Genomic DNA, 13,012 nt, shown 5'->3' with positions numbered 1-13,012 from the left:
GGGAGTGTCCTTAAGAGTCGATGGTGGGATCGGGGCGGTCGAAACCGCCCCAGAGAGGTTGCGGCACTCCGAGCGGCCCCGGCACGACGGTGAAGATCCGTCCGGAATCGGGGAACCGGGCGAGGGTTGACTCGTCGAGGTCCTGTGTGGCCGTGGTGATGCAGAGGGTGTCCAGGAGCGGACCGGCGAACGCGACGCTGGACGTGTGAGGCGCGGGCACGTCGACCACTGCGACGAGCTCGCCCGCCGGCGAGTAGCGGTGCACCTCTCCCTTGCCCCATACGGCCACCCAGACGTGGTCCTCGGCGTCGAGGGTCAATCCGTCCGGATATCCGTCCTGGAGCTCGACGAAATTCGAACGCAATCCGGCGTAACCCGTCATCGGTTCATAGTCGCGCACACTGATCCGGCGGCGAAGGGTGTCGACGCTGTACATGCGGGAACCGTCCGCGGTCCAGCCGAGCCCGTTCGAGAGAGTGAGATCCGCATCGAGGACACGGACTGAGCCGTCGTGATCGACGACGGATAGCGTCTCGGTTGTCGAGCCAGCCGGCAGGAGGCTCAAGGAGCCGACGAGCAGGCGGCCGACGGGATCAGCCGCAGCATCGTTGAGGCGCCGATCGCTGTCGGGGGGCAAGATGCGAGGCCCGTTCTCGGTAGTGCCGTCGCGGTGGCGCGTCAGCAGCTCTTCAGCGCCGGCGATGATCAGGTCACCATTCGCAGCCACAGCGACCGCGCCGACAGTGCCTGCGAAGGCGAGCCGATCCGTCGTCTTGATGGAACCATCGATACCAAGTGTTCCCAGGAGGACTTCGCCCGCGTCGATGTCGACCCAGAGGAGCCGGTTGCGCGCCGCGTCCCACACGGGCCCCTCTCCCAGCCGGTGACGGTTCAACGACGCTGCCCGGGCGCGAATGCGGGGTGTCACGACGCCTCCTCCCCGTGCAGACTGCTCGAGCGTCCACCAAGCGTCGACGTCGTCCTCACCCGATGCTCCCTCCTGTCGAGAGCTATGCTAGCCACTGTTTCGAACAGATAAACAGTCATTCCGAAAGTTGGTAAAACAATGGTGTCTCGACTCCGAAGCTCAGACTGGTACAGCGGGGATGACCGGAACGCTTACATCCACCGTGCGTGGATGCGGCGCGGAACGCCCGCCAGCGCCTTCGAGGGTCGACCGCAGATCGCCATCGCGAACACCGCGTCCGACCTCACCCCGTGCAACTCGCATCTAGATGAGGTCGCTCAAGCTGTGAAGAACGGCGTCTACGAAGCCGGTGGCATCCCACTGAACCTGCCCGTCGTCTCACTCGGAGAGACGCAGGTCCGGCCAACGGCGATGCTCTGGAGGAACATGGCCGCGATGGCCACCGAGGAGATGTTCCGGGCGAATCCCATCGACGGCGTCGTCCTCCTCGGCGGTTGCGACAAGACGATCCCCTCTCTCCTGATGGCAGCGGCTTCGGTCGACCTCCCGGCTGTCGTCGTTCCTGGCGGTCCGATGATCACCGGGACGTTCCGCGGTCAGGATCTGGGCTGCGGCACTGACGTCTGGCGACTCAGCGAGGAGGTGCGCGCCGGAGAGATCGGCGCGAAGGACTTCCTGAGATCGGAGTCTTCGATGATCCGGAGCCGCGGACACTGCAACACGATGGGCACGGCGTCCACGATGGCGCTCGTGGCCGAGGCCCTGGGAACGATCATGCCGGGCCTCGCCGGGACGCCCGCGCCGGACAGCCGCCTGCTCGAGGCGGCCCACGAGACCGGGCGCCTCGCCGTGGAGCTCGTCCGAGAGGACCGCCGCCCCAGCACGTTCTTGACCAAGGGCAGCTTCCACAATGCGATCGTGGCCCTCGCTGCCATCGGAGGATCGACCAACGCTGTAGTACACCTGCTCGCCATCGCCGGGCGCCTGGGCCTCGACCTCACCATCGACGACTTTGACCGCATCGGCGCCGAGGTGCCGTTGTTGGTCAACCTGCAACCGGCGGGACGCTACCTCATGGACGACCTCCACCGCGCGGGAGGGTTCCTCGCGGTACTGCGGGAGGTGCGCGATCTGCTGGATCCCGACGCTCTGACGGTCACGGGGCGACCGCTCGTCGAGTATCTCGACGAGGCGCGCGTTTGGGACGCGGACGTGATCGTGCCACGGGACGCGCCGCTCATCCCCCGTGCCGGCATCTCGGTACTGCGGGGCAGCCTGGCGCCGGGCGGCGCGATCATCAAGCCAGCCGCGGCGTCTCCCCGCCTGCTCAAACACCGCGGACCCGCCGTGGTCTTCCACAGCATCGAGGATTTCCATGCCCGGATCGACGACCCCGACCTCGACATCGACGAGAACTCGATAATGGTGCTGCGCGGCTGCGGCCCGAAGGGCTACCCGGGGATGCCCGAAGTGTCGAACATGCCGCTACCCAAGAAGCTCCTCGAGCAGGGCGTCCGCGACATGGTGCGTATCTGCGATGGGCGGATGAGCGGGACCGCATACGGCACCGTCGTCCTCCACGTCACCCCAGAGGCCGCCGCCGGTGGCCCCCTGTCCCTCGTGCGCACGGGAGACAGCATCCTCCTCGACGTCCGCGCAGGCCGTCTCGAACTCGAAGTCCCGACTGAAGAACTTGCCTCACGCACTCCCGACGAAAGGACCGTGCAGGCGTACGCGAACCCGCGCAGCGGATGGGAGCGGCTCTACGTCGACCATGTTCTGCAGGCCGATACCGGTGCCGACCTCGACTTCCTCCGAGGCTCGCGCGGGTCGGAGGTATCCCGTGAGTCACACTGACCGGTCGACCACGCTCGCTCCCGTCTCAGGCGCCCTTCTGGCTGATCTCGAGACGGCCGCTCCCGGCGCCGTGGGCGTCCGGGCGACCGACCGCCTGGCAGCCGCGCACGACGCTTCGCACTACCAGCTCGTCCCGAAAGCGGTCGTCACCCCCCGCTCCGCTCAGGAGGTAGCCGCAGTGCTCGCAGCCACCGGTCGTCACGGAGTGCCCGTGACCTTCCGTTCCGGCGGAACGAGTCTCAGCGGCCAGGCGGGCTCCTCAGGGGTACTGCTGGACACTCGCCAACACTTCCGCACCATCGAGATCCTCGACGGTGGCGCACAGGTGAGGACGGGCCCCGGTGCGACCGTCCGGGCTGTCAACTCGAGACTCGCCCGATTCAAGCGCAAGCTCGGGCCTGATCCCGCGAGCGAGATCGCCTGCACCATCGGCGGTGTCATCGCCAACAACTCCAGCGGGATGTCCTGCGGAATCACGGACAACGCGTATCAGACACTGCAGTCCGCCGTCCTCGTCCTCCCGAGCGGAACCATCGTGGACAGTTCTGTCTCGGACTCCGATGAACAGCTGCACCGATACGAGCCGGACATCGCGGCCGGACTCCTGCGGCTCCGCGACCGGGTGCGCTCGAATCCGCGCTCGATCGAGTCGATCCGCGCTCTCTACGCGATCAAGAACACGATGGGCTATGGCCTGAACTCCTTTCTGGATCACGACCGGGCGGTCGATCTGCTGACGCACTTGGTCATCGGCAGCGAAGGCACGCTGGCCTTCGTCGCGGAGGCGGTGTTCCGGACCGTCCCGGTGCACTCTTCGGTCGCAACCGGTCTGCTCGTGTTCCCGGACCTCGCTGCCGCGACCGCGTCGTTGCCCGTGCTCGTGGCGAGCGGGTTCGCGACCATCGAGCTCCTCGACGCGACGAGCCTGCGCGTCGCCCAGCGCGATCCGGAGGCGACCGCCGACCTGCTCGCCCTGGACGTCGTCGAGCACGCTGCCCTCCTGGTCGAGTTCCAAGAGGACTCAGCTAGCGCGCTCACGGTCCGGCTCGCGCAGGCAGCCGAAGTCTTGGCGACGCTGCCGATCACCTCGGACGGTGTCCTGAGCACCGATCCTGTCCGCCGAGCTCAGCTCTGGCACATCAGGAAGGGCCTCTATACGCTGGTGGCCGGCGCCCGGCCGTCGGGAACCACGGCCCTCCTGGAGGACATCGCTGTGCCGCTCCACAACCTGTTCAGCACCTGTGTAGCTCTGACTCGGTTGTTCGACGACTTCGGCTATGAGGACAGCGTGATCTTCGGGCACGCGAAGGACGGCAACCTCCACTTCATGCTCAACGAGCGCTTCGACGACCCGGTGTCCCTCCAGCGCTATGAGGCGTTCACGGAGGAGATGGTGTCCCTCGTGCTCGCCCAGGGCGGGACGTTGAAGGCGGAGCACGGGACGGGGAGGATCATGGCGCCTTTCGTCCGGCGCCAGTACGGGGATGAGCTCTATGAGGTCATGGTCGAGCTGAAGGCGCTCGTCGACCCTCGGGGCGCTCTGAACCCCGGCGTCCTGCTCAACGATGATCCGGATTCGCATGTCCGCGACCTCAAGGTCACCCCGACAGTCGAGGGAGAGGTCGACAGATGCGTCGAGTGCGGCTACTGCGAACCGGTCTGTCCGAGCAAGGACATCACGACCACACCGCGTGAGCGCATCGTGCTTCGCCGCGAGATGGCCCGGGCGAAAGTCGCGGGTGATGCGGTGCTTCTGGGCATCTTGGAAGAGGAGTACGAGTACGACGCTGTTCAGACCTGTGCTGTGGATGGGATGTGCCAGACGGCCTGTCCCGTGCTCATCAACACGGGAGATCTCGTTCGCCGCCTCCGCGCCGAGAGCGCCGATGCGATCAGTCAGGGCGGCTGGAAGGCGCTGGCCAAGAACTGGGACACCGTCAGCCGTGCGGGAGGCCTTGCGCTGACCGTCGCGAAGAAGGTGCCTTCCGGCCTTCCGACCCTCGCCACCACCGCGGCCAGAGCCATCGTCAGTCACGACGTCGTTCCGCAGTACTCAGCTGAGCTACCGGGCGGCGGTCGGCGTCGACCGGTCATCACCGGCGATGACCCCGTCGCCGTGTACTTCTCGAGCTGCACAACGACGATGTTCGGCTCCGACGGTGGTGGTGTGGGCGAGTCCTTCAGGAACCTGACTGAGCGCGCAGGAGTCGTCATCTCGACTCCGGACGATCTCCCGTCCTTGTGCTGCGGGACTCCCTGGAAGTCGAAGGGCCTCACCGCGGGCTATGCCGAGATGAAGGACAGGGTCCTTACCTCCCTGGTACGGGCGACCCGCGGCGGTGCCGTGCCCGTCGTCTGCGACGCGTCGTCCTGCACGGAGGGACTTCAGGTACTCCTCGAAGGGGCTGGAGAGCTCGGCATCCGCGTCATCGACGCGGTCGCCTTCGTCGATGAGACCGTCCTGCCTCGTCTTCCGGTGGCGACCAAGGTTCCCTCGCTCGCTCTGCATCCCACCTGCTCCTCCAAGAGACTCGGCATCGACGACGCTCTCGCGCGGGTCGCGGCCGCAGCTGCGGAGGATGTGCTGGTACCTGAGGAGTGGGGGTGCTGCGCGTTCGCCGGTGACCGAGGCATGCTGCATCCGGAGCTCACTGCATCGGCGACGCGGCCTGAAGCCGAGGAGGTCCGACGCGCGGATGCCGGTGTACACGCATCCGTCAACCGGACCTGCGAACTCGGGATGACACGGGCAGTCGGCGCGCCCTACCGTCACGTCCTCCAAGTGCTGGACTACGTGACGCGCGCGTGATGTCCGATGTGCCCCTCGGAGCTGGCCCACGTCGAGTGTGCACGTAGGACCAGATGCGCACCTGATTCTCAGGGCTTCCGCCTCGTCGATCAGCTCCAGGTGCCCGCCCCTCCCCAAGGGCGACCTCGAGGCTGAGGCTGAAGGAGCGCATGCCGATGCTGTTGAAACCGACGACGGCGATGTCATCGTCAACCGTCAAGCCCTTGGAATGGACCGCTGTCTGCCTCTCCTTCGGGGCGCTGCGCCCGGCTGCCAAGAGGGAGGTCTCGAAACGCGAGGGAGGCGTGTGGTAGACGACTCACTGGTCGGTAACAGCGCAAGCGAAGAGCTGCGCCTCCACCCCCAGCTGGGCCGTTGTGGTGGATCGGGCACAGCATGGAGCCGTCGGGGACGAAGTACGGGAATGGATCGATCGGCTACCTCGGCGGCTACTCGGAGCGGACAGTCGCCTCCACTAGCTCGAACTCCTCCAGGCCCGGGGCGGTCACAGCACGACCGTGTCGGCAGGGTCCGAATGTGCGGTCCTAGGCCCATGATCGTTGATCCGGGGCTCGCACGGGTCAGGTTGATCCCTCCGGTGGCGGATCTCGCTTCCGCGGCCGATACCGGCGATGACTCACGTGTAGTTGCGGCTTCACGGGCGCGCAGCTACTCCTGGGACGGGTCCGTACCGTGATAGGTACTGCACGACACCATCGAGATCGCCCGTCAGAAGAAGCGGATCTCGGTCGATGCGCTGCCGTGGCGTCGAGAGGTCGCCGTCAGGGTGACGAACCCGGGGTCCCGCGTCGCGCGGAGGACGGCCAGAGCGCGGCCGTAGTACGTCCGATGGCGATCGTCAGCGAAGGACTCCTCTGTCGCCGGCGCGCCGCTCCCGAATCCGGCGAGCGTCGCGGGACCGTCGATCGAGACGGTGACGAGATCGTCGGCGAGCGATTCCACGATGCCGTCCGCGTCCGCGATCTCGATGTTCACGTATGCGAGGTCACCGCCGTCTGCGGTGAATGCGGTGCGATCAACGCTAAGCACGAGCCGGAGCGGGCCTTGCGCGGATCGCAGTTGGCCTTCGAGGGGACGAACGCCGGGGGTTCGCCCTATCGCAACTAGCTCTCCGGGGCGGTAGGGGATCTGGAAGCGTGCCATGAACCCGTGTTCAGCACCCGCTTTGCGCGTGCCGATCTTCTCACCGTTCAGCAACAAGTCGACCTCCTCTGAGCAGGAGTAGACCTCGACGTGGGCCCGTTCACCGTCGCGGCCCTGCCAGGACCAGCTGGTGATCGCGTCGCTTGCGCGCCAGGCTGCCTTCGCGACGCTCTTCCCGGAGATATCGAGAGGGCGAACCGCAATCTGGGGCCTCTGTTCGGTGCCCCACGCTGCTTGAGAGAGCAGCGCTACTGCTCCGGGCACACCGGTGATGTCGAGCGAGCCGGACCCGCTGGTGAGATGCGGGTACGCCTTCATGAGCCAGGAGAACCGGGTCCCGTACGTCCAGTGGCCGATGCCCGTCTCACCCATGTAGTCCCATCCAGCCCAGACGAAGTCGCCTATGACGTTGGGCAGGGTCTCGACGAGGGCCCACACCGCCGCGATGTCTCCCGGCTTCTCCTCCGTTCCGAGGACGATGCGGGCGGGGTGCGCCTTCGCGTCCCTCCGCCACCGATTGGCGCCGTAGTTGTATCCCGCGACGTCCAGGACGTCGAAGATCCCGCGCGTGGCGTGGTCGGCGGCGGGAGTCACGGCGACTGCTTTCATCACAGGTCCGGCGAAGTGCATGAAGACGTTGAACGCGGTGCTACTCATCGGGCTCGGTACATCCCCGCCCTTGACGGGTGGTTCGGCGCCCCTCTTGCCGAGCGCGTTGATGGTCAAGTTGACACCAGCTGTGACGGGCCGCGTTCCGTCCAACGCGTGGACGAGGTTCCGCATGGTGCGGGCAAGTTCTATCCCGGCGCGCGAGGTCGTCTCGCTGTTCTCGTTGCTGATGGAGATCATGATGACGCTCGCCCGGTTACGGTCGCGGAGGACCAGCGCCTCGAGATCCGCGTGCCAGTCGTCCATGAACCGGCTCGAGTCATCGAAGGCCGTCTTCGGGTTCCACCAGACGTCGGTCGTCTCGTCGATGACGTAGAGGCCAACCTCGTCGCAGGCGTCGATCATCGCGCGCGACAGCGGATTGTGGGCGCTGCGGATAGCGTTGAAGCCGTTCTGCTTGAGGAGCGTTGCGCGGCGGATCTCGGCGGCGGGAAGGGCGACAGAGCCGATGATCCCGTTGTCGTGGTGGATGTTCGCCCCACGCAGGAGGACCGGGATGTCGTTGACGCGAAGCCCGTGGTGAGCGTCCACGCTGATGATCCGGAGCCCGATCCGGTGTTCTTGCGCGTCGACGATGCGGTCGCCCGTGCGCAGCGTGACTCGGCAGTGGTAGAGATGGGGTTTTTCGGCCGACCACAGCCTCGGTCGGGGCACTGCGAGCGTGAGTCTGGACGAGGTGCCGTCGGTCGTGGTGTGCGCGTGTGCAACCTCGCCCTCGCCCTCGGTGTCGGTGATCACCACGTCGATGCGGACTCCCTCGCGCTCGACATTGGCGAAAGCGATATCAACCTCGACCGTCGCCGGGCTGCCAATGCTAGTGGTCTGTATCCGCACTCCGTGCGTCCCGAGCGAGATGGGGTTGCGCGCTTGAAGCGAGATCGGCCGGTGCAGACCGGAGCCGAGGTACCAGCGGCCGCTGGGCTGCTCCCTCGTGTCGGCTACGACCTCGATCTCGTTCTCGTCACCGAGTCGCAGAACGTCGGTGATGTCGATCTCGAGCTCGCGGTAGGCGTTCGAGGAGCCACCGAGTCGGATGCCGTTGACGGTGACGGTGGACACCCGCGAAATGCCCTCAAAGCGCAGGACTATGCGCTCATCGGGCTCGACGCCGCTCATGGTCCACCGCTTGCGGTAGACATATAGCCCGCCCGGGAAGTACGCCCCGTTGTAGCCGCTGGGAGCGTCCGGCTGGCGGGCCTCCGAGATCATCGCATCGTGGGGAACCTCGACGGCGATCGGCGCGACTCCGGCCTTCGCGACGGTCCATCCATCGACGAACGGATGCCAGGCGTATCGGTTGAGGTCCTCACCATTCGGCGTGAGGTCGTACTCGACGGCAGCACGTGCGTGGAAGGGGTTTGGGGTCACGACGTCCTCTCCCACCCGGTGACCCCGCTCGGTAGATCCGCGACCTGTCGAGTCGCGTCCTGTTCCGTGCTCCTCATGCTCCACTCCTTCGTCGTAGACCTGTCTATGGACTGCCACCGATATGGGTCGTGACGCGATGCCGGCGCTGACAGTCAACGAGTGCCGCGGCGTAGCCAGCAAGCGTTCGTGCGCATCATGTCCGTTGCAGAGCCTTCGGGGCGGCCTCGGTGTTGAACTCGCTGTGCCTGTCGCGGGTCTTGAAAACCGCATAAGCCGTGATCACACCGATCGCGGCGAAGAGAGCCAGCAGACCGTAGAGGAGCGACGGTCCCCCCGCGTTGGCGATCGAGGGGGTGACCGCAGCGAGGATCGCGGCGAGTAGTCGTGCGACCGAGATGATCGCACCCTGCGCAGTCGTGCGCAGCAGTGTCGGGAACTGCTCTTGCGTCCAGATCTTCATAATGGCCTCGAACGCGAAAACGGATCCGCCGACGATAACGATTCCAGCGATGAGTGAGGTGAGGAGAGAATAGCCGAAGACGACCGGGATCATCAGGCCGACGATCCAGAGGACCGCCCCGACCGTGAAGTACGTGAACCTCTTGGGTGAGTCTGCGATCTTCATGAACCAGATGATGCCGATGACGGCTAGTGGCAGGACGGGAAGACCGACCAGAGTCGCGGTCGGGATGTCGGCACCTGCGAAGTTGACGAGGAGGTAGGTGCCGAACTGACCGCCGGTGTTCGCGGCAAGGTTCGTGAAGCCGTAGAAGACGACGAGGCCGAGGAACGGCGCCAGGTATGGCTGCCGGAGAAGCTCGCGCACTCCAGAACGCGTCGCCCGGACGGTGGACTTGCCGGTTCGACGTTCTTCTCGAGCGGCCTTCCAGGTCTCCGACTCTGGCACGCCGATCCGCGCGATCATCACGACAGTGGCCACCACGGCGATGTGGGTGAAGAGCACCTGACCGCCGAGGCGACCCAATCCTCCGACCCCCACGCCGATCGCAGCGGAGGCGACGGACCCGACGAGCCATAGCAGGTTGGAGAAGCTGAGAATCTTCCCACGGTTGGAATCGTCGGCGGCTTCCGAGATCGTCGACAGGGACACGGGGAGGTCAGCCCCAGTTGCGACACCGAGGAGAATTGCCCCGACGACCACCAATGAGAATGAGTCGGCGAGGACGAGGGCGACCGCTCCGATGACGATCGCGATCATGGTGGCGGTGAACACAGGACGGCGTCCGAACCGATCACCGAGTCGCCCGCCGATGACGGCGCCGACAGCGATGCCGAGAGTTAGGGCGCCGGACGCGAGCCCGACTTGCTCAGGAGTGAGGCCGAGAGCGTCCTGGTAGATCACCATTGCGGTGCTGAAGCCCACGATGGCCGCGGCATCGATATAAGACGCCATCCCCGCGATCACACCGACTCGCCACGGGCCCGGCACACTCCGAGGCGTCTTTTGGTTCATGTCTTCTCCTTTGAAGCGACCGGGGATCCGGCAAGCGTGCGATGTGAGGTGGTGCCTCCGTTGTCAGGCAGAGGGCAAAGTCGAGTGGCGCGGGGAGTCAACCTGCGTGGGCTGCGCTATTGCCTGCGTCGAGCACGGCCTTGAGCGCCTCTTCTACGCCGGGAAGGCCACCAGGCAGGACTTTCATGGTCTGCGCGATCGAGAGGCCGTCGATCTGCGGGCCCGCCGCCTCGACCGGGATCCCTGGGTAGTGATTCGTGATGACCTCGAGGATCGCCTGCCAGACGTCCGGGTTGTCCTTCTTGATACGTCCTAGAGGAGTGTCCATGGAGAGCACGAAGCGTTCGCCGTAGCCGCTCGTGTCCAAGTACCTCCACGTGTGTGTCCCGGGGCCGACCTCCTCGGTCAGACCTTCGGGGTGTAGTGGGAGCTGGACCGTTGCCTGGGTCCCGGCCGGAACCGTCAAGTCGACCGAGACTTCGCCGCCCTCGACCCTCCACTCGATCTGCGCGCGCCCGTGCGGGGTCTCGTGCGCCGTCCTCGCCCAGGTCAACTCGCCACCAGGCTGGGGGGCGACTCTGAAGTGCCGCCAACCGGGTTCGGTCCGTTGGAGGCCGCCGACGACGCGGTGCAACCAGTCCGCGACGGCGCCTAGGGCGTAGTGATTGAGCGACGTCATTCCTGTCGAGTTCAGCGACCCATCCGGTAGGACGGCATCCCATCGTTCCCAGATCGTGGTGGCCCCCATCGTGATGGGGTAAAGGAACGAGGGGGACTCGGTCTGTCGGAGCAGCAGGTAGGCCTCGTCGAGATGGTCAGTGAGAGTCAGAGCATCGGTCAGGAGAGGGGTGCCGGCGAATCCGGTCGCGATACGGAATCCAGACTTCGCGACGATCTCCGCGAGACGATCTCCCGCTCGGCGCGTTTGCTCGCGATCCAATATGCCGAAGGTTATAGCCAGAGCATAAGCAGTTGCGGTCTCATTGACGAGACGGCCCGACTCGGCGACGAACTCTCGGCAGAACGCCCTCGTGACCCGCTCCTGCAGGGCCTGGAACCGCTGCTCGTCCTCCAGCTCACCGAGCAAGCCCGCAGTGGACGCCATCTCCCGGGTCGTCTTGACGAGGTACGCCGATGCGACCAGGTAGCGGTCGGTCTTACCGTCAGAGGGGTTGTTGGACGGCGCGTCGGGGTCGAGCCAGTCGCCGAACTGGAAGCCGGAACCCCAGAGCCCCTTGTCATCGAGTGCGCCTTCTACCTCGTCGATGAACGCCGTCATGGACAGGTAGCTCGTTCGCAGGATGTCCAGGTCGCCGTACTCCTGGAAGAGGGCCCAAGGGAGGCTCACGGCGACGTCGCTCCACAGAGCCGTCGCCGAGGACGGTGCGGCTAAGACGGTCGGAACGATCCAGGGGACGGTTCCGGCATGCTCCTGTTCGATTGCGAGGTCCTTCAACCACGAACCGAGGACGCCGCGGACGTCGTAGAGGTATGTGGCGGTGGGAGCGAACGCGTTGATGTCGCCTGTCCATCCCAGCCGTTCGTCGCGCTGCGGGCAGTCGGTCGGGACGCCGATGAAGTTGCCACGCATCGACCAGACGGTGTTCTCGTGGAGCTTGGTCACGAGGGGATCCGAAGTCTCGAACCAACCGGTGCGCTCCATGTCGCTGTGGATGACGACTGCCCGCAGCGCATCCTCCGATAACGTCCCCGGCCAGCCGTCGACCTGGACGTATCGGAAGCCGTGGAATGTGAACTCGGGCTGCCAGGATTCCTCTGCACCACCTCGCAGGGTGTATCTGTCGGTCGCCGCCGCGAGTCGGAGCGTCTCGAATTCCAGCTCACCCTCAGGCGTGAGCAGCTCAGCGTGGCGGAGCGTCACCGTCGTTCCCGATTCGCCGGACACCGTCAGACGGACCCATCCCGAGAGGACCTGTCCGAAGTCGACGATGGTCGCACCGGTCGGACTGGTGGTGATCGCTGCCGGCGCAAGCTCCTCGATGCGGCGGATGGGTGGCGGCACGTCCTCTTCGAGCGTTGCGAGGTCCCAATCGAACGACTGCGCAAACTTCCATTCAGTGTCGTCGAAACCGGGCGAGTTCCAGCCGTCTGGCTCGAGACGGGCGTCGTGGTCCTCACCCGCGTAGATACCGTTCGCGCGAACCGCTCCGCTTCCGATGCGGAACGAGTTGTCGGAGCCGACCACCACGGTGCGGTCTGCGTAGGCCAGTTCGAGACTCACCCAGAGCGCCGGGCGGTCAGACCAGATCCCGCGCTTCAACTCCCACGTGAGTGGGCCAGCTGCCCAGCCCTCTCCGACGACCGCACCCAACGCGTTGGGGCCCTCGTGCACGGATCCGGTGATGTCATGGCGGCTGACCAGGAGCCGGTTCGCGTATGACGTCCAACCGGGAGCCAGGACCTCATCGCCTATCCGAACCCCGTTGATCGAAGGTACGACGATGCCAAGGGCCGTGATCTTGAGCGTGGCACCGAGAAGTCCCGGCTCGACCACGAACTCCTTCCGGAAGTACACCGCCGGCGCATCGGATGTCGACGGTTCGCCGGCGCTGATGAAGGACGGGCGGTCGATCCTCGACGCCTTCGTCATTTCCGTCATGGTTCCGGTTCTCCTTGTCTGGGGGTGTGCCGTGCGATACATCCCGAGCCGAGGGGCAAAGCCCCCCGATCCCAATAGTCGGGATGCTATACGCATGAGTGGAATTGTGCCAGCGAAAGCTCCGGCGACGAGGAGTGGCAGCAG

The 13,012-nt window shown here is 65.8% G+C and carries 6 protein-coding genes; 2 read left to right on the top strand and 4 right to left on the bottom strand.

The features are described from left to right. Window positions 1-10 precede the first annotated feature (10 nt). Window positions 11-928, bottom strand: a complete 918-nt coding sequence (locus ACZZ97_RS06185; RefSeq protein WP_463472599.1) for an SMP-30/gluconolactonase/LRE family protein — start codon at window positions 926-928, stop codon at window positions 11-13. Between the two features lie 138 nt (window positions 929-1,066). On the opposite strand from ACZZ97_RS06185, the gene ACZZ97_RS06180 reads away from it, so the two are divergent. Continuing rightward, window positions 1,067-2,785: an IlvD/Edd family dehydratase gene (locus ACZZ97_RS06180; protein WP_463472598.1), complete on the top strand. Its 1,719-nt coding sequence runs from the start codon at window positions 1,067-1,069 to the stop codon at window positions 2,783-2,785. Continuing rightward, window positions 2,772-5,594, top strand: coding sequence for an FAD-binding and (Fe-S)-binding domain-containing protein (locus tag ACZZ97_RS06175; protein WP_463472597.1), 2,823 nt, complete (start codon window positions 2,772-2,774; stop codon window positions 5,592-5,594). Before ACZZ97_RS06180 ends, ACZZ97_RS06175 begins: the two co-directional genes overlap by 14 nt. Before the next feature lie 708 nt (window positions 5,595-6,302). Here the strand turns inward: ACZZ97_RS06175 and ACZZ97_RS06170 are convergent. From ACZZ97_RS06170 to ACZZ97_RS06160, 3 genes are all read right to left on the bottom strand, one after another. Then, window positions 6,303-8,789 (bottom strand): glycoside hydrolase family 2 TIM barrel-domain containing protein, encoded by a 2,487-nt coding sequence (locus ACZZ97_RS06170; protein ID WP_463472596.1) that lies wholly within the window; start codon window positions 8,787-8,789, stop codon window positions 6,303-6,305. Between the two features lie 178 nt (window positions 8,790-8,967). Next, window positions 8,968-10,248, bottom strand: a complete 1,281-nt coding sequence (locus tag ACZZ97_RS06165) for an MFS transporter (RefSeq protein ID WP_463472595.1) — start codon at window positions 10,246-10,248, stop codon at window positions 8,968-8,970. 97 nt (window positions 10,249-10,345) lie between these two features. Continuing rightward, complete coding sequence (locus ACZZ97_RS06160; RefSeq protein WP_463472594.1) at window positions 10,346-12,868, bottom strand: family 78 glycoside hydrolase catalytic domain; 2,523 nt, start codon at window positions 12,866-12,868, stop codon at window positions 10,346-10,348. Window positions 12,869-13,012 lie beyond the last annotated feature (144 nt).

Source organism: Frigoribacterium sp. AC512 (assembly GCF_979258295.1).
This window is presented reverse-complemented; position numbering and strand designations above follow the sequence as displayed.